Source organism: Hamadaea sp. (assembly GCF_013362815.1).
Classification (GTDB): Bacteria; Actinomycetota; Actinomycetes; order Mycobacteriales; family Micromonosporaceae; genus Hamadaea.
This window is the reverse complement of record NZ_JABFVK010000046.1, coordinates 1-17585: the sequence shown is the minus strand read 5'-3', so window position 1 is coordinate 17585 and position 17585 is coordinate 1. Positions and strand designations below refer to the sequence as shown.

The following is a 17585-nucleotide window of genomic DNA, read 5'->3' as shown; positions in this document are numbered from 1 at the left end:
GCGAGAGTCTAGATCACGGGTCAGACAGTCACGGGTACGCGCGTCCAGTGAAACGGCCGAACATCGACGGCTTCGTAGGCTTGGCTTGGATACGGAGACCTGGTGCGTAAACCTCGTTCACCGAGAGCGCGCGATCTTTCGGCACGATGCCGTCCGCATCTGGTATGCCTGGGTCGGCACCGGCGGCGAGCAGCGCGTCGACCGCCTCCCACTCGCCGGCGCGGTAGGCCCAGTGCAGGGGAGTCCAGCCGTTCTTGTCGCGCCGGTCCAACCTGAGTCCGGCGGTAAGCAGGGTTGCCACCGCATCTTCGCCGAGCCAGGCGGCGTAGTGCAGCAGTCCCGCGCCTTCTCCGTCCGCCGCCGCCAGATCGAAGCCGGCCGCCAGCGCCGCGGCGACTTCTTCGCCGTGACCTCGGGCGGCGACGTCGAAGAAGTCGGCCCGATACCAGCGCAATCGCTTGGGCAGCCAGCCGACCCCGGTACGCCAGGCGCGTACCACGCTTGCGCAGCGGATCATCGGACCCCCGAGCCCGCCCACCGCCAGCTCCCGTTCGAGCTCGGCTTCGGAGTGGCCGGTGGAGACGAGCCGGCCGCCCTCGATCCGTAGTTCGTGCCAAACCGATCCGCACCGGACCGGCACCGGTTCCCAGGTCCACGCGTACGCCGGACGCGTGTGAGCCTGGTCAGGGAACAGCACGTCGTGAACCAGCGGATGCAGGTCACCGGCCGACAGCCGGCCTTCGGCCAGGCCGGTGAGCTCCGGTTCGGCCTGGGCCAACCCTTCCGCGTACGCGGTGCGCCGCTCGTCAACGGCGTCGGCGTGCCAGCACCAGACGGGGAGTTCCCAGTGCCAGCGCAGCTGGGCGGGCCGGGTGACCATGAGGCGGAGGGACGGGCCTGGCGATTGGCTGAACAGCGCCAACACTGGTTCGTCCGGTGTGGACTTACCCAGCTTCATGCCCGTCGTCTTCGGGTGGCGGGTCAGCACGACGAGACCGCACGACGGCGTTCCGACGCGGAACGGGATCGAGAGGTACTGGCGCAGCAGGTCCGGCGCCACGGCGGTGAGGTCGTCGGCGATCCGGCTCGCCGCTTGCGGCCCGAACGCCTCGGTGACGACGTCGAGGTCGACGTCCACGCTCAGCTTGGCGGCGGCGTACGCGCTGCGCCAGTCGCCGGAACGGCGGCGCTCCGTGCACGCCGCGATCATCGACCACGGCACTCGGCGTACGCCCGCCAGCGGAGACGGCGGCCGATCACGGTGGGCCATGGTTCAGCCTCGGCGCTGCTGCGGGAGCATGTCGCGGACCCAGCGGCTGCCACGCCACGTCGCGGTGTACGCGTCGGCGCCGTGCACGGTCTCGATCGTCGGGTCCGCTCCACGGTCTAGCAGCGCCTGAATGTACTCCCGGCGTGCCCCGCCCATGATCGCCAGGTAGAGCGGCGTACGCCCGGTCCGGTCCTGGACGTCGACCCCCAGCCCGGCCGCGTCGAGGAACGGCAGGAGCCGATCGTGGTCGACCATCATCGCCACATGCAGCAGCGATCGCCCGCCCGGGCCACGCATCAATGGATCGATCGTCCCCGTACGCAGCCCGGCGACGAGCCAGTCGGTGTCGCCGACCTGGGCGTGTTCGCAAACTGTGCGAACGTGGCGGGCCAGTGCTTTCGGGAGCCGGCCCTCACCGGTGAGCCACGTGTGGCGTACTGCGAAGCATCCGGCCGACGCGCCGCCGAGTGATCGCAGCACCGATTCGCGTTGGAGCTCCTCGTCGGAGTGATCGTGCAGCCGCAACGCTCCACTCTCGACAGACAAGGTGTGCCACGTGCCCCGGCAGCGTACGCGGACCGGCCCCGCCACAGCGCTTACCGTCACCGACTCTGTGTGCCGGGACGTGCCGAGATCGTCCGGCAGGGCTGCGCGTACCAGGGGATGCAGGTCTTCCGGCCCCAGCAAGCCGGCGTCCAGCAACGCGAGGTCGGCCGGAACCGGCTCCACGGCGACGCTCGGCACCTCGTAAAGGTCGTAGTACTCGGCTGCGGCAGCCGAGATGGTGTCACCGGACAGGGTGAACATTAGCGGTGTGGCGTGGAGCGCACCCACCTTGTCGACCCCGAAGATCCTTGCGACCTCTCGTACCTCCCGGGCCACCCCGATCGGGCAGGTCGGCAGTTCGGGACGCGGCTGCAGGCCTTCCTCGGATTCGACCTCGATGCCGCACCGCCGCCAGGCCTCGACGTACGCCCCGGCCGCGAGCAGCTGGTGGATCTCCGCGGCGGCCGGGTCGCCCACGCCCCACGCCTCGGCCAGTTCACCGCTGCGCCGGACGTCCCAGGTGTACCGCGGCATGACGATCCAGCGCTCGAACTCCAGATCCTCGAAGGCATCCACCGATAGCCGCAGCCGCTGCGGGCCGAAGGGCGCCATCGGTGTCTGAAACCGGAGGTGGGGACCCGTGGTCCCGCCGTGTTCCGGTGGGAGGACCAGTGTCCGCCGCGCGAGCAACGTGATCATGCCCGCCCGATGGCGGGGGAGATGCCACCACAGCAGGTCCGGCGCCAGGTGATGCAGGTCGGCTTCGAGAGCGGCGGTCGCTTCAGCGCCGAACTTCTGGCGTACCACATCCATATCGACCTGGACATCCACCCGGGCCGCCGCCGCGGCCGCGCGCCAGTCACCGGACTCGCGAGCCGCCGTCGCGGCGGCGATCATCGCGGGCGGCACGGTGAGGGCCCGGATGCGACGCCACTGCGGCAGATCGTCACGCAGGGACGCGAGCACGGCGAGCCCGTCCTTCCTGAGCCGACGCGGAGCGCGAGCGAACGAGAGGCGGCAGACCGGCCGGATTCGAACCGGCGTCCTCCAATTTCGCGAAGTGGCGCGACGACCTCTGCGCTACAGCCTGCCGCGCGGGAGCATACCGAATCTCGGCCGCGGCCGTCACCGCGCAAGCGTCAACGGCGCGAAGGCAAGGCATTCCGGGCGAGTACGCCGCCGGCCGCGCCGAGTCCTGCGCCGATCGCCGTGAGAGCCGGGATGAGCACGTACGTCATACGGATGACCTCGTGATTGAGGAACGTACGCATGTCGCCGCCCCCGGCATTGGCCAACGCCGCGATCTTCTGCTCCTGACGGCCGATGACGTCGAGGTAGACGTTGTCGAGGAAGGCGAACGTCGCGACGATCGCTGCTGCGACGACCAGCCCGGCGATCGCACCCGCCACGAGCGGCGCGTATCGGCCGCCGGGACGGCGTCCGGCTTGCCAACCGGCCAGGCCGAGCAGGCCCAACACGGCGAGCCAGCCGATCAGGACGTTGAGCCCGTCGGTGTCCTCCGTCGTGGCGAAGGTGATGTTGCCCAGGTAGAAGACGGTGGCGAGGATCGCGCCGACGGCCAGTCCGTAGATCAGGCCGAGGCCGGCTGCGAAGCGGTATGAGCGCAGCATGTCGGCTCCGTTGCGAAGGTGGGCGTCGACCGCGCCGCGGGCGAGGTCGGCTGCGACGCGGGGATGTGAGTGCCCGTCGGCGAGCAACCGCCCGACGAGGTCGTCGAGTTCCGCGCCGTAGCGAGCCCGCCATCGGCGTGGATACAGACGTAGTAGCAGCCGGATCACGCGTACGCCCCCAGATGCCGAAGGCCGCGGCGTGCGACCGCCTGCGCATGCTCCAGATAGGACTTCAACGCGGCCGCACCGTCCGGCGTGATCCGGTACGGGCGGCGGCGATCCTCGGCGGGCAGCGCCTGGATCAGTCCGCGCTGCTCCAAGCGGCTCAACGCGCCGTAAAGCGTGCCCGGACCCAGGCTGATTCCGGCGAACTCGCCGACGTCCTGGATGAGCGCGTAGCCGTGCTTCGGCCCCTCGGCCAGGCTGGTCAAGATGAGCACCGCCGGGTCCGCGAACCGGCCGAGACCGCCCAGTTCCTCCACCGAAGTCACCTCATTACGTCCAACGTTATATCGCGCGGCGTAATAGTAGGACGCCCGAGCCCGCCCGCACAAGTGCCGACAACTCCCAACGTGCCAGGCCGTGAGCGGCCGTCAAGGTCGGGATTCATCGACAATTGTTGAGGACTTCCACGCCGCCGACGGAAAGGCTGATCCCTCATGCAAAGGAAGCAGACGTTGTTGTTCGGCGTCGTCATGGCCATCGTGACGACGCTGAACTTCGTGCCGGGCATCTCCGTCGTCCGCGACGGGACAAAACTGTTGTTCGGCATCTTCCAGGTCGGACCCGGCCTCGAAGTGCTGCACTACGTCATGGCCGCCGCACTGATCCTGGGCGGCCTGCTCGCCCGCAGTACGCGCGGCGTCCTGGTCGCCACGGGCACGATCTTCGGGCTCGCCGCGATCGTCGGCTGGGCGCAAGGTGACCACGTGTTCGGCCTGCTGGACGTCAACCTCGCCGACAACGCCCTGCACACCTTCTTCGCGCTGTTCCTGTTCACGCTGGCGTTCGCGCTGCGGGACGCGCCGCGCGTGCCGGCCGCGGTTCAGGGTTGACGCGTACGCCGCGGGCCGGTGGAGTCACCTCGCCGGCCCGCCGAGCGGACGGGGCGGGAGAGCAATTTCGAAGATGCGAGACATCGTCGTCTGTCTACATTCGATGGTATGACTGCGATCGTCTCGCCGCGCCAATGGAGTGCGGTCCGGGCCGCATATGAAGCCGCCGGCCAGCGGTTCCTCGACCTGGCCGCCGCGTCGCCGCCCGACGTCATGGCCACTGAACACTGGTCGGTCGCCGACACGGTCGCCCACCTGATGACCCTGTCCCGCATGGCGGTGGAGGTCGCTCGACGGCAGCAGAGCCGGTCCGGTCTGATCGCGGCGACGACCGTCGACACCGTGGCCGCCCTCAACGACTCGCTGATGCGCGACTTCCCGCAGCGCGACGTTCCCGGACTGCTGAAGCAGATTCGCGCCGACATGGACGAGTTGTTGCAGGCCACCGCCGATGCGACGCCCACCGACACAGTCGCTTGGCTGGGCGGCAGCCGGCTCTCGATCGCCGCCGTGCACGCGCACATGATGAACGAGTTCCACATCCACGGCCGCGACGTCGCCCGCGCGACGCGTACGCCGTTGGTCGTTCCGCCGGAAGAGGCGGTGCTCTTCTTCGACCTGTTCATGATCGGCATAGTGCGCACGGGATACGGGATTCTGCTGGAGAACGGCATACCTGCGCCGAAGGGCCGGGTGGCGGTGCAGTTCCGGTCGAGGTATTCGCAGCCGGTCACGATGGTGGTCACCGACGGCGTGGTGTCGATCGAGGATCCGGGGACGGACGTGGACGTCAAGGTGCGCTTCAATCCGCCCGTGCTGAACCAGATCATGTTCGGCCGGGTCACCAAGGTGCGTGGCGCGCTCACCGGCAAGATCCGAGTCAGTGGCCGCCGTCCCTGGTTGTTGCTGCCCTTTCTGAGATACGTGCACATGCCGTCCTGATTGGAGCGGCTTTGTCCGTTGCCTCGCTCCGGCTGGCCCGTTGACCAGGATGCCGGAGTGAGGACGCGGTGCGTCCCGCCGGTGTTGTCATTTCGACCCCGGATGGAGGATCACCATGTCCAACGAAGACATCTGGCTCACGGTCGCCACGGACGTCATCGGCGGCGGCAAGCTGGACCTGATCGACGAGCTGTTCGCGCCCGACTTCCAGGAGCACCTGCCGCAGCCGCCCGGCATGCCTACCGGACGCGACGGGTTCCGGCTCTTCTGCACCCAGTTGCACCAGGCGTTCCCCGACCTGACCTGCGACATCGTGCACAAGTTCGACTCCGGCGACAAGCAGATCGGCCATGTGCGCCTGGCCGGCACGATGACCGGCGAGTTCTTCGGCATGCCGCCGGCCAACAAGCACGCCACCTGGGAGGAGATGCACATCGTCCGGGTGGACGACGGCCAGGTCAAAGAGCACTGGGGCGTGGTGGACCAGTTCGGGATGCTGCAGCAGCTCGGGTTCGCGCCCGCGCCTGGCGGCCACTGAGCCGTTTCGCGGGCGGAGCCGCGGACGCCGGCAGGGCTGAGGGCCGGGCGACCCTCAGCTGACGATCACCGGAACAGCCGGTCGGGACGCCGCGTACGCTGCTGGCCGATCCGTTCGAGGGCGGCGGTTCGCACGTCGAGCAACGCCATGAGAACGGGTGGATCCATCGAGCCCATCGAGCGCAGCTGGACCTCGACGCCTTCGATGGACGCCTCCTGGCGTACGGCGACGGGGCCGATGGTCGCGGCGGCGAGCTGATCCGCGCCCACGGTGCCCGGCCGGGCCGTTTCGGTTCCGGCCGGCACCGAGTGCACCAGCAGGTACCACATTCCCGGTGGCACCTTCTCCAGCAGGAACGGCCCGGCCCCGGCCAGCACGGTGCAACTGACCGGCCTGCCCTCCGGGATGCGGTCGCGGAACAGGCCCGCGAAGATCAGCTCGTCGCGTTCCGGTGACGCCGAACGGATGACGCCCCGCATCGAGCCGGTCGCCACGCCGACGGCGTGGTTGGGGCAGGTCGTCTCGATGTACGGCGTGACTCCCTGCTGACGCCGGTAAGTGGTGGGGGACAGGCCGACGCTGCGGGTGAAGCGGGAGCTGAACGTCCCGACGCTCGTGTAGCCCACCCGCAGGCTTATGTCGGCGATGTTGTACGAGGTGGAGACCAGCAACTGCTTGGCCCGCTGCAGCCGCAGCGCCGACAGGAACCGGCCCGGCGACAGCCCGGTCACCCGCTGGAAGATGCGGGAGAAGTGGAACTTGCTGAACATCGCGACCTTGGCCATGTCGTCGATGGTCAGCTGTTCGTCCAAATTGTCGCGCATCACCGCGATCACCCGTTCGACGGCTTTCTCCGCCGCTTTATCCATGACGCCTCCTTGGCCTAATCGGCATCCCGACGTGCGGTACCCGTGTACCGGAATACGGAGCGTCCCGAGCCATTCACGGACCATTTGGCGGGCCGCTTCCACCACGGCCGCGAAAACGTCTTCGAAGGCTCTTGCGAGGTCTTATTACCACCTCTGTTCCGTGTGTCCCCCCGGCATTTCGCAAAGGTGACCGCAGTTAACCCGCGAGTAGCTTTCGGATCCCGATCGCCGCTTCGCCATCGGTCCAGTGATGGAACCAGATGTTACGGAGCGCGGGCGCGTCGAAGCAACGAGTCAGTGCTACAAAGTGATACGGGTGTCCTGAATCTTGGGATGAATTCTCGTCCTGGTGCCCTGAACTGCTCACTCATCCCTGGTCGTTCGCTCCGCTTCCGAAAGTGAGCAACATTTTGGAGAGGGGATAGCGGGTATCGCAGTTATCCGTTTTCGTCACGCCGTGCTGAGGTGAAATGGCGACACTCCGGCGGCGATCCGGCCATTCCGCAAATAGTGAGCGCTCCATTCGCCACGCTGAGTGACGCCGTTCAGGCATGCAAATTGCATCTGCGGACGAATCCTTTGGCGGTGGCGTACGCACGCTTCGACTGCGCGCTCCGGCGGTTGCGCGCGGGCGCGAATTGTGCGCTATCCGACAGTCGAATAAGCCGTCGTTCACATCTCCAAACCGGACGAACCCATCACCGGGCGCACCTCCACGCCGGCGGTGTACGCGTTGGGGAACCACCCCGCGATCTCGGCGGCCCGGTCCCGGGACTCGCAGTCGACCACCACGAAGGCGACCAGGTGCTCCAGCCCGGCCGGGAACGGACCGGCCATCGAGGCCAGTACGCCGTCGTGCAGCCGCAGCGTCGACGCGGTCACCGGATCGGCGAGCGCACGGGCGTCGATCAGCTCGCCCGACTCCGCGATCTCCCGCAAGAGCGGATCGAACCCAGGCGTCGCCGTCCCCGGCCCGAGAGCGGGATGGGCGGGCGCGTCCGGGTTGCCGTAGATCATGATCACGTACTTCAACGCGCTCCCTCCAGTCCGCCCACTCGCGTGAGGTCCTCCGTAGATAAGTCGGAGCCGGGCCGCCGATCTCGACATCCCAGGCGGAAACGTTCGCGGTCCCTTGCGCAATCACGAAGACGCCGCCTGGAGCGTGCGCCGCCTACGCTGGGCGGCGAACGAGGGAGACATCGATGACTCAACCCACGCAACCGCGCCGGGGTCTGCGCGCGGTGGCGGATCTGGCCACCCCGATGGCACTCCGGGTCGCGGCCACCCTCCGGCTCGCCGACCACGTCGCCGCCGGACGGCGTACGCCGCACGAGATCGCGGCTGCGTGCGACGCTCACCCCGGCGCGCTCGACCGCCTGATGCGCCACCTCGTCACCATCGGCGTGTTCACCCATGATGGCGAAGGGGCGTATGCCACCACCGAGCTCGGTGAGCAATTGCGCGACGACCACCCGGCCGGACGGCGCAAGTGGCTCGACATCACCGGTGCGGTGGGCCGCGGCGACCTGAGCTTCGCCGACCTCGCGTACGCCGTCCGCACGGGACGCCCGGCGTATCCGCTGCGCTACGGCGCCTCGTTCTGGGACGATCTGGCCGCCGATCCGGCGTTGTCGAAGAGCTTCGACGAACTCATGGATCACCACATGGACCTCGACAACGACGGGATCGCCGAGGCGTACCCGTGGATGGATCTGGGTCATGTGGTCGATGTCGGCGGCGGCAACGGAAAGCTGTTGAGCACGGTCCTGACCCGGCACCGCGACTTGCGCGGCACTCTGGTCGACCTGCCTGGGCCGGCCGAACACGCGCGCAAGACGCTGCATGACCGCGGCCTGGCCGACCGCGCCGAGGTACGGCCCGGCAGCTTCTTCGACCCGCTCCCGCCCGGAGCCGGCGGATACGTGCTGTCGGCGATCCTCCACGACTGGGACGACGACGCGGCCACCGCGATCCTGCGGCGATGCGCCGAGGCCGCAACCTCAGGCGGTGCTGACGGCGTCGTGCTGGTCATCGAGGCGGTGGGCGCGGACGGCGAATCCCCGGACAGTGCGATGGATCTGCGGATGCTCACCTTCTACGGCGGGGCCGAACGGGGCGTAACTACGATCGGCTCGCTCGCCGGCAACGCCGGGCTAGTCGTACGCCGAGTGTGGCCGGTCGGGCGCGGCTCGTTCATGTCGATTGTGGAGCTTGGCGCTTGCTGACGCCGCGTTCGCGTCGCGTCCGTCGCGCCGCGCCGCGTTGCGCCAGCCAGCCCGCCAGCCCGCCCGCCCGCAGTATCCCGGGATAACGCGGTCTCTGCCGAGCGAATAACGACGTTATCCCCGGATAACGCGCCGCGCAGCGGACGGGTCTCCCCGCCGCGCGCCGCGCGTCGGACAACGCGCCGCGCAGCGGGCGGGTCCCAACGCCCCCAAAGGGGGTCAGGGGGCGAAGCGGCGAGCGGCGTCAGCCCGCAGAGCCTTCTTGTCGACCTTCCCGACACCGGTCAACGGCAGCGCGTCCACGACGACCAAGTGCTGTGGCAGCTTGAACTTGGCGACCCCGGCGTCCAGCATCACGGCGTGGATCTCGGCCAGCTGCACGGATTCCACCGAGACGGGGACGGCGTAAAGGCAGACGACCTCGCCGTATTCCGGATCGGGCAGCGCCACCGCGGCTGCTTCGCGTACCGCCGGGTGTTCCCGGGCGAACGACTCAACCTCCTCCGCGCTGATCTTCTCGCCGCCCCGGTTGATGAAGTCCTTCTCCCGGCCCTCGACGACGAGGTTGCCGTCCGGGCGTAGCCGCACCACGTCGCCGGTGTTGTACCAGCCGTCGCGGAACGAGCGCAGGTTGACCTCGGGGAGACGGTAGTAGTTGCGGATCGTGTAGGGACCGCGGGTCAGCAGGATGCCGGGTTCGCCGTCGGCCACCGGTACGCCGTCGGAGTCCACGATGAGCAGTTCGTCGTCCGGGCTGACGGGGCGTCCTTGGGTATGGAGGACGACTTCGGCGGGATCGTCGAGGCGGGTCAGGCACAACAGCCCTTCGCCCATGCCGAACACCTGCTGGAGCGTGCAGCCCAATTCCGGTTCGATTCGCTGGGCCACCTCGGGGGCGAGCCGCGCCGCGCCCACCTGCAGCAGGCGCAGCGAGCTGAGGTCGGCCTCTGGATGGGCGGCCCGATGCTCCAGCCACCGGTGGACGATCGTCGGTACGACCGAGGTGGCCGTGACGCGTTCGCGCTCGATCAAGCCGAACGCCGTCTCCGGCGACGGTGACCGTCCGATCACGACGCGGCCGCCGCTGAGCAGCGCGCCCAGGATGCCCGGCCCGGTGTTGACGAATCCGTGGCCGACCGGCAACACCGCCAGGTAGACCGTGTCCGGCCCGAACCGGCAGATATCGGCGGCCTGCTTCATCAGATAGCACAAGTCGTTGTGCGTACGCGGAATGAGCTTCGGGACTCCAGTGGTCCCACCGGACAGCAGCAGCGTCACGACTGCGTCGGCGGCCGGCTGCTCGGCGTCGAGCCGCTCGGTGACACCGTCGTCATCCGCCTCGGCGATCAGGTCGCGCAGGCTCAGATTTCCCGGCCAGACCTCGTCTCCAGCCACGATGACGTGCGGCGCAGCCGCCGGCCCGAGCGCCGGGGCGGATGCGGCGATCGAAGCCGCCAGCGCCTGGTGGTCGAAGTCGCGGTGGAAGTCGGGGACCACCAGCCCCTTGGCCTCGGTATGCGCCAGGAGTCCCGAGATCTCGTGTTCCCGATGCTCGGTCAGCGCCCACACCGGGATCGCGCCGAGCCGGAAACAGGCGACCGTCACGACGACGAACTCCCAGCGGTTCGGCAGCTGGATCAGGATGCGGTCGTCGGGGCGTACGCCGATCGCCCGGAGCCGCTCGGCAGCGCCGTCGGCCCGGGACAACAGCTCCCGGAAGGTGAGCCGGACCTCGCCGTCGATCAGGCACACCGCGTCCGGCGTACGCCGAGCGACCTCGGCCAGCTGAGCGCCGAGCGTCCGGCCGGCCCAGTGGCCCTTCGCGACGTATCGAGCGGCCGCGTCGGCGGGCCACGGCACGATCTCGTGACTGGTGGGGATGGTCATACGTGATTGTCGACGCCCTGGAAATGAGGCGGCATCTTCCAATGTGCGGTATGCCGATCGGCTCCTGCCGGGCACCCGGAACATGCCTTTGCCGCGCACGTCAGTCACGCTCGCCGCTATCCATTCGGCGACGCTCCCACACCCGGCCGCCGGGCCGATACGACACGTTGAGAGATGCCTTGACCGGCGCGTCCGCGCCAACCTGCTGGAGTGCGGCACACCCGCGCCGAGCTGAAGCGGATCTGGCGAGAAGGAGCGAGGACTTGAACGAGAATGCGGCAGCGAACGAGGCCATAGCCATTGTCGGAATGAGTTGCCGGTTCGCCCCGGACTTGGATTCTCCGGAGAAGTTCTGGGAATTCCTAGCGGCGGGTCGCAGCTCGGTCCGGGAGATGCCGGAGAAGCGGTGGAAGCCTTACGCCGCCGCCAGTCCGCAGGCCACCGCCATCATGCGGGAGACGACTCTGCTCGGCTCGTTCCTCGACGACATCGAGGGATTCGACGCCGACTTCTTCGGGATCTCCCCGCGCGAGGCCGACTATCTCGACCCGCAACAGCGGTTCATGCTCGAGATGTCCTGGGAGGCGCTGGTCGACGCCGGAATCGCGCCGTCGTCGTTGCGCGGCACCGACGCGGGGGTCTTCATCGCCGCCAACTCCAACGACTACGGCCGCCGACTGCTGGAGGACATGCCCACTACCGGCGCATACGCGGTGAACGGCACGACCTACTACGGCATCGCCAATCGCGTTTCCTACTTCCTCGACGTGCACGGGCCCAGCCTCGCGGTCGACACGGCCTGCGCGGGCTCATTGACCGCGCTTCATCTCGCGGTGCAGAGCCTGCGCGAGGGCGAGACGCCGATCGCGATCGTCGGCGGCCTCAATCTCATGGCCACGCCCGCTCTCAACGTCGCGCTCGAGGCCACCGGTGCGCTCGCGCCCGACGGGCGGAGCAAGGCCTTCGACGAGCAGGCCGACGGTTACGGCCGCGGCGAAGGCGCCGGCGTCGTGGTGCTCAAGCGTCTTTCTGATGCGGTACGCGACAAGGACCCGATCCAGGCGGTCATCCGTGGTACGGGGGTGTTCCAGGACGGCCGGTCCGACGGGATGATGGCGCCGAACGCGGAGGCGCAGGCGCACATGCTGCGTACCGTCTATGACCGGGCGGGCATCGATCCGGCCACTGTGGACTATGTGGAGGCACACGGCACCGGTACGCCGACCGGTGACGGCAAGGAGATCGAGGCGCTCGCCCAGGTCTTCGGCTCGGTCCGCCGCCCCGGTGCGGAGTGCCTGATCGGCTCGGTGAAGCCGAACATCGGTCACGTCGAGGGCGGCTCCGGAATCGCCGGCGTCATCAAGACGGTCCTGGCGTTGCGGCACGAGCAGCTGCCGCCGAGCCTGCACGGCGTACCGAGTCCGGCCGTCGACTGGTCGGCCGCCAAGTTGCGCCTGGTGTCGCCGGGCACTGCCTGGCCGGCTGCCGAGGGGCGTACACGTCGCGCGGGAGTCTCCAGCTATGGCGTCGGCGGCACGATCGCCCACCTGATCCTGGAGGAGGGTCCGGCGACGGCTTCGGCGCAGCCTCCGGCCGACAACGGGCAACCCGGAGTCTTCCCCGTTTCGGCGATGTCCGAGGCCGGTACTTTGGCACTGGCCGGTTCGGTGGCCGACTGGCTCACCGAGCATCCGCAGACCGCGACGGCGTCGGCTGGGCATACCCTTTCGCTTCGGCGCTCCCATCTGCCGCAGCGGGTCGCCGTGGTGGCCCGGTCCGCGGCCGAACTCGGCGAGCGGCTGCGGGCGGTGGCGGACGGCGTATCGCTGCCAGGCACCGTCAAGGGCCGAGTCGTCTCCGGTGACACCGGTGTGGTGTGGGTCTTCAGCGGTCACGGCGCACAGTGGTCGGGCATGGGGCGGCAGCTGCTCGCGCAGGAACCGGCGTTCGCCGCGATGATCGACCGGCTCGCCGGAGTGTTCGGAGCCGAGCTCGGCTGGACGCCCCGGGAGGCGATCGAGGCCGGTGGCCCGTGGACCGCGGCGCACGTCCAGGCGCTGACCTTCGCGATGCAGGTCGCGCTGGCCGAAGTGTGGCGGGACAAGGGGCTCGAACCGGCTGCCGTCATCGGCCACTCGGTCGGCGAGATCGCGGCCGCCGTCGTCGCCGGGTCGCTGGACCTCCTCGACGCCGCTCGGTTCGCCTGCCGTCGGGCCGCCGCGCTGCAACGGCTGGAAGGCATGGGCCGCATGGCGATGGCCGGTCTGCCGTTCGCCGAGACGAGCCGGCGGCTCGCCGGGCGTACGGACGTCGAGGCGGCCATCTCGGCGAGCCCGTCGTCCACAGTGGTCTCCGGTGACAAGGCGGCCATCGAGGAGCTCGTGGCCAAATGGCGCGAGGACGGCGTGGCCATGTGGATGGTCGACACCGAGATCGCCTTCCACAGCCGGCACGTCGACCACGTGGTGGCTGATGTCGCCGCGGCGGCGGCCGACCTGACCCCGCGCCCGGCCACTCTGCCGCTGTATTCGACGGCGTTGGCCGATCCCCGCTCGACCGCCCCTCGCGACAGCGACTACTGGGCGACGAACCTGCGTAACCCGGTCCGCTTCGCCGAAGCGGTCGAGGCCGCGATCACCGACGGGCATCGGCTCTTCGTCGAGGTCTCGTCCCATCGTGTGGTGGCTCATTCGATCGGGGAGACGGCCCGGCACCTGGACTCCGACGACGTCCTCGTCGTCGGCACGCTCACTCGCAACGCCGACGAGACCGACACGCTGCTGGCCAACCTCGCCAAGATTTACTGTGCGGGCGCGGAGGTCGACTGGTCGCGGCACTTCCCGGCCGGTGAGCTGCTGCCCATCCCCGGCGCGGCCTGGCAGCACCGGCCCTACTGGATCTTCACCGACGCGTCGGCGAGCGCGCTGGGCGGCGGTCACGATCCGGCCCGGCACAGCCTGCTCGGCGGGCGGATGACGGTCAGCGGATCGCCGACCCGGCAGGTCTGGCAGACCTATCTCGACGTCGCCAGCCGCCCGTATCCGCTGTTCCACGGGCTGGTCGGCGTCGAGGTGACGCCGGCGGCCTCCATCCTCAACACGTTCGCCGAGGCGGCCGGAGACGCCAGCAGCGCCTCGCTCAGCGACATCGTGCTGCGTACGCCGCTGGCCGTCGAACCGCCGCGCGTCGTGCAGATCGTGCGCGAGGGCCGCAACCTCTCGCTGGCCACCCGGGTGGCGGCCGAGGCCGCCGACTCCGACGACGAGTGGCTCACCCACACGACCGCCACCATCGACGTCGGCGTACCGCAGCCGTCGGGACTCATCGACGTCGACGGACTGCGTGCGCGCCTCGGCGAGGGTTCGCCGTCGCGAGTCGCCGAGATGTTCGAGCGCATGGGCGTCGGCGGGTACGCCTTCCCCTGGGACCTCGTCGAACTCAAGCGCGACGACCAGGAGCAGCTGGCCATCCTCGACATCGTCCCGCCGCCCGCGACGAAGGCCACGAGCTGGGCCCACCTCATCGACGGCGCGCTGACGATCAGCGCGGTCGTGGTCGCCCCCGGCGACGCGACCACGCTGTGGATGTCCAAGTCCATCGAACGAGTCGCCTTCAGCGGCGAACCGCCCGCGCAGATCGTGGTGCACAGCAAGCGGTCGCCGCGCTCACCTCAGGACACCGTGGACGTCTGGGTCTCCGGGCTCGACGGCGAGATCATCGCCACCTGCGTCGGGCTGCGGTTCGCCGCGGTCGAGCACCTCGGTAGCGCCGTGCTGCCGCGTGAACTCGTCCACGAGATCGAGTGGCGTACGGTGCCGACGGGTGAGCGTGCCGAGTCCGCCGAGCTCCAGAGCGCAGAACTGCAGCAGGCCGTGCTGCTCGGCGACGCCCAAGTCGCGTCGGTGCTGGCCCAGCAGTTCGAGGCGTCGGGCGTACCGTGCGTGCGGCTCGGCTCCGATCCGGACGAGCTGACCGCCGAACTGCTGTCGCGGCGGGGAGCGATAGTCGCAGTGCCGCCCGTCGCCCGGCCCGGCGAGCCACTGGAGCAGGCAGCCGAACGGTCCGCCTGGACCCTCGTACGCACCGTGCAACGGCTGGTCGCCATTCGGGACGACTCGGCGGGAACCGTTGCACCACAACGACTCTGGGCCCTGACGAGAGGCGTACGCACCGCCGCGTCCGAGCGTTCGGTCGCGCACGGTTCGGTGTGGGGCGTGTCCCGCATCATCGCCGGTGAGCATCCCGAGCTGTGGGGCGGCACCGTCGACGTCGACGATCTCGACCCGCGGGCCATCACCGGACTGCTCGGCCTGCTCCGGGAGGCAGCCGGCAAGGAGGATGTCGTCTCGCTGACCCGCGACGGAGCACAGGCGCCCCGGCTGACCCGCATCGAGCGCAGCGCCGACGCCACACCGCTTCAGTGTTCGCCGTCGGGGACGGTGCTGATCACGGGCGGTCTCGGCGCACTCGGACTGGAAGTCGCGCGGTGGCTCGTCGACCAGGGCGCGCGGCGGCTGCTGCTCACCAGCCGCCGGGGTCTGCCGCCGCGGACCGCGTGGGGGACCGTGACCGATCCGGCGGTACGCCGTCAGATCGACGGAGTCCTCGGGCTGGAGGCGCTCGGCGTCACGGTGGCCGTGGCCGCCCTCGACATTACCGACGCCGAGGCGGTCGCGGAGACGCTGACTCCGGGGAAGCTGGGCCTGCCGCCGATCCGGGGCATCGTCCACGCTGCCGGAGTCGTCAACGACGCCCTAGTGGACAAGGTGGACGTCGCCGGGCTGCGCGAAGTCCTCGCGCCGAAGGCCAAGGGCGCGATGATCCTGCACAATCTCTTCCCGCCCGGCGTACTCGACTTCTTCGTGCTGTTCTCCTCCTGCGGCCAGTTCGCCCGGCTCACCGGCCAGACGAGCTACGCGGCGGCCAACTCGTTCATGGACACGCTGGCCGCGTATCGGAACTCCACCGGGCACACCGAGACGCGCAGCCTCGGCTGGACCGCGTGGGAGGGCATCGGGTTGTCGGCCGACATCGGCACCACGATGCTGGAGGGCAACTCGCGCGGGCTCGCGGCGGTCACCGCGGCTGAGGCGTTCCAGGCGTGGTCGTTCGGTGACCGGTTCACCGCGAGCTATCAGGCGATCCTGCGGGTGCTGCCGACTCCGGCCGCCGCCCGCCCGCCGATGTTCCGCGACCTGGTCGTCAGCGAGGAGGCCGCCGGTGCGGCGGCCGGACAGGGCTTCAGCATCGACTTCGCCACGCTGAGCGCCGAGGAGGCCCAGCAGAAGATCCTCCTCGACGTACGCGAACAGGTGGCGGCCGAGCTGAACCTGGATTCGGCCGACGTGGAGATCAAGCGACCGCTCGTCGAACTCGGCGTGGACTCCGTCATGACCGTCGCGTTGCGCGTACGCCTCCAGCGCCGGTACGGGCTGGATCTGCCGCCGACGATCCTGTGGGCCAAGCCGACCGTCGCCGCGTTGTCGGAGCACATCCTGGAAAGCCTGCAGAGCGCCTGATTCCGGACAGGAAGGCAGATTCATGGCCACCACCGATCGGGCCGCCGTCGCCGGGCTGGCCCAGCGGACCATCGCCGCCTGGTGCCGGCACGACGCCGACGCCTTCGCCGACCTGTTCGTCCCCGACGGCACGATGATCCTGCCGGGCGTCTACTGCTCGGGCCGGGAGGAGATCCGGGCCTACATGTCGGCGGCGTTCGGCGGGCCGCTGCGCGGCAGCCAGGTCACCGGGCAGCCGTTGCAGCTGAAGTTCCTCTGCGGCGACGTGGCGCTATTGCTCACCGAGGGCGGCATCGTCCGCCCCGGCGACCTCGAAGTCACCGGGGACCTGGCCATCCGGGGCAGCTGGATCGCCGTACGCGATCAAGGCGAGTGGTGGCTGGCGGCGTACCAGAACAGTCCGCGCTCGTAGCGGGGCCTGCCGGGAGTGCGCCGCGACTGACCGCACTCCCGGCGGCTCGGGCAAGCCCTCCCCGGCATGTCGAAATCCGGGCCGCGGCTCCGACTACCCACTGAAGGATCTCAGCCCACTTCGAGGAGTAGACGTGACCACGGCAAGTTCGAGCGCGAGCTCGGTGCACGACGCAGCCCAGCCGCAGGCTGATCCGCGGCGCTGGAAGGCCCTCAGCCTGCTCGGTCTGCTGCAGTTCATGCTGGTGCTGGACATTACGATCGTCAATGTCGCCCTGCCGAAGATCGAGGACCGCCTCGGCTTCACCCAGTCCGGCCTGGCCTGGGTGGTCAGCGCGTACGTGCTGATGGCCGGCGGTTTCCTCATGCTCGGCGGGCGGCTGGCCGACCTGTTCGGCCGCCGTCGCCTGCTGATCGCCGGAGTCGTGCTGTTCGCGACGGCCTCGGCGGTCTGCGGCACCGCGATGGCGCCCGGTGTGCTGGTCGCCGGCCGGTTCGGCCAGGGCCTCGGCGAGGCGCTCGCCGCACCCGCGGCGCTGGGCCTCATCGCCCTGCTGTTCACCGATCCGGTCGAGCGCACCAAGGCGCTCGGCATCTGGGGCGGCCTGACCGGCATCGGCGGCATCCTCGGCTACATCATCTCCGGCGTGCTCACCACCTGGGTGGAGTGGCGCTGGATCTTCTACATCAAC

Annotated in this window: 14 protein-coding genes and 1 tRNA gene; 7 read left to right on the top strand and 8 right to left on the bottom strand. The window is 69.5% G+C overall.

Annotated elements, in window-relative coordinates:
• Positions 1–28 precede the first annotated feature (28 nt).
• The 5 genes from HOV77_RS21550 to HOV77_RS21530 form a co-directional block, all read right to left on the bottom strand.
• Positions 29–1270 carry an ankyrin repeat domain-containing protein gene (locus HOV77_RS21550; protein ID WP_290864412.1) on the bottom strand — a complete coding sequence of 414 codons (1242 nt, stop codon included), beginning with the start codon at positions 1268–1270 and terminating at the stop codon, positions 29–31.
• 3 nt (positions 1271–1273) lie between these two features.
• Positions 1274–2782 carry an ankyrin repeat domain-containing protein gene (locus HOV77_RS21545; RefSeq protein ID WP_290864410.1) on the bottom strand — a complete coding sequence of 503 codons (1509 nt, stop codon included), beginning with the start codon at positions 2780–2782 and terminating at the stop codon, positions 1274–1276.
• A 50-nt stretch (positions 2783–2832) separates the two neighbouring features.
• Positions 2833–2907: transfer RNA gene (locus HOV77_RS21540), tRNA-Arg, on the bottom strand.
• Between the two features lie 48 nt (positions 2908–2955).
• Complete coding sequence (locus tag HOV77_RS21535; protein WP_290864408.1) at positions 2956–3615, bottom strand: hypothetical protein; 660 nt, start codon at positions 3613–3615, stop codon at positions 2956–2958.
• Positions 3612–3929 (bottom strand): PadR family transcriptional regulator, encoded by a 318-nt coding sequence (locus HOV77_RS21530; protein ID WP_290864406.1) that lies wholly within the window; start codon positions 3927–3929, stop codon positions 3612–3614. The genes HOV77_RS21535 and HOV77_RS21530 overlap by 4 nt, the downstream gene beginning before the upstream one ends.
• Before the next feature lie 177 nt (positions 3930–4106).
• On the opposite strand from HOV77_RS21530, the gene HOV77_RS21525 reads away from it, so the two are divergent.
• From HOV77_RS21525 to HOV77_RS21515, 3 genes are all read left to right on the top strand, one after another.
• Entirely contained in the window at positions 4107–4502 is a 396-nt protein-coding gene (locus tag HOV77_RS21525; protein WP_290864404.1) for a DUF4383 domain-containing protein, read from the top strand.
• A gap of 108 nt (positions 4503–4610) precedes the next feature.
• On the top strand, positions 4611–5444 hold the full coding sequence (locus HOV77_RS21520; RefSeq protein ID WP_290864402.1) for a maleylpyruvate isomerase N-terminal domain-containing protein: 834 nt from the start codon (positions 4611–4613) through the stop codon (positions 5442–5444).
• A 115-nt stretch (positions 5445–5559) separates the two neighbouring features.
• Complete coding sequence (locus HOV77_RS21515) at positions 5560–5982, top strand: ester cyclase (protein WP_290864400.1); 423 nt, start codon at positions 5560–5562, stop codon at positions 5980–5982.
• Positions 5983–6047: 65 nt separating this feature from the next.
• Here HOV77_RS21515 and HOV77_RS21510 read toward each other — a convergent pair whose 3' ends face one another.
• Both HOV77_RS21510 and HOV77_RS21505 read right to left on the bottom strand, forming a co-directional pair.
• The gene (locus HOV77_RS21510; protein WP_290864398.1) at positions 6048–6851 is read right to left on the bottom strand and encodes an AraC family transcriptional regulator; all 804 of its coding nucleotides are present in this window, start codon (positions 6849–6851) and stop codon (positions 6048–6050) included.
• A gap of 672 nt (positions 6852–7523) precedes the next feature.
• Positions 7524–7874 (bottom strand): YciI family protein, encoded by a 351-nt coding sequence (locus tag HOV77_RS21505; protein ID WP_290864538.1) that lies wholly within the window; start codon positions 7872–7874, stop codon positions 7524–7526.
• Positions 7875–8053: 179 nt separating this feature from the next.
• Between HOV77_RS21505 and HOV77_RS21500 the strand changes: the two genes are divergently transcribed.
• Positions 8054–9076: a methyltransferase gene (locus HOV77_RS21500; RefSeq protein ID WP_290864396.1), complete on the top strand. Its 1023-nt coding sequence runs from the start codon at positions 8054–8056 to the stop codon at positions 9074–9076.
• 219 nt (positions 9077–9295) lie between these two features.
• Here HOV77_RS21500 and HOV77_RS21495 read toward each other — a convergent pair whose 3' ends face one another.
• Entirely contained in the window at positions 9296–10963 is a 1668-nt protein-coding gene (locus HOV77_RS21495; protein ID WP_290864394.1) for an AMP-binding protein, read from the bottom strand.
• A 263-nt stretch (positions 10964–11226) separates the two neighbouring features.
• Between HOV77_RS21495 and HOV77_RS21490 the strand changes: the two genes are divergently transcribed.
• The 3 genes from HOV77_RS21490 to HOV77_RS21480 all read left to right on the top strand — a co-directional run.
• The gene (locus tag HOV77_RS21490) at positions 11227–16482 is read left to right on the top strand and encodes a type I polyketide synthase (RefSeq protein WP_290864392.1); all 5256 of its coding nucleotides are present in this window, start codon (positions 11227–11229) and stop codon (positions 16480–16482) included.
• Positions 16483–16504: 22 nt separating this feature from the next.
• Positions 16505–16894: an SgcJ/EcaC family oxidoreductase gene (locus HOV77_RS21485; RefSeq protein WP_290864390.1), complete on the top strand. Its 390-nt coding sequence runs from the start codon at positions 16505–16507 to the stop codon at positions 16892–16894.
• A gap of 133 nt (positions 16895–17027) precedes the next feature.
• Positions 17028–17585, top strand: a 558-nt coding sequence (locus HOV77_RS21480) for an MFS transporter (protein ID WP_290864388.1), incomplete at its 3' end; no start/stop codon positions are given.

Bases quoted from the DNA above. Each gene is read 5' to 3' on its own strand.
- HOV77_RS21550 (WP_290864412.1), bottom strand. From the start codon at position 1,270: ATGGCCCACCGTGATCGGCCGCCGTCTCCGCTGGCGGGCGTACGCCGA.
- HOV77_RS21525 (WP_290864404.1), top strand. From the start codon at position 4,107: ATGCAAAGGAAGCAGACGTTGTTGTTCGGCGTCGTCATGGCCATCGTG.
- HOV77_RS21520 (WP_290864402.1), top strand. From the start codon at position 4,611: ATGACTGCGATCGTCTCGCCGCGCCAATGGAGTGCGGTCCGGGCCGCA.
- HOV77_RS21515 (WP_290864400.1), top strand. From the start codon at position 5,560: ATGTCCAACGAAGACATCTGGCTCACGGTCGCCACGGACGTCATCGGC.
- HOV77_RS21510 (WP_290864398.1), bottom strand. From the start codon at position 6,851: ATGGATAAAGCGGCGGAGAAAGCCGTCGAACGGGTGATCGCGGTGATG.
- HOV77_RS21500 (WP_290864396.1), top strand. From the start codon at position 8,054: ATGACTCAACCCACGCAACCGCGCCGGGGTCTGCGCGCGGTGGCGGAT.
- HOV77_RS21495 (WP_290864394.1), bottom strand. From the start codon at position 10,963: ATGACCATCCCCACCAGTCACGAGATCGTGCCGTGGCCCGCCGACGCG.
- HOV77_RS21485 (WP_290864390.1), top strand. From the start codon at position 16,505: ATGGCCACCACCGATCGGGCCGCCGTCGCCGGGCTGGCCCAGCGGACC.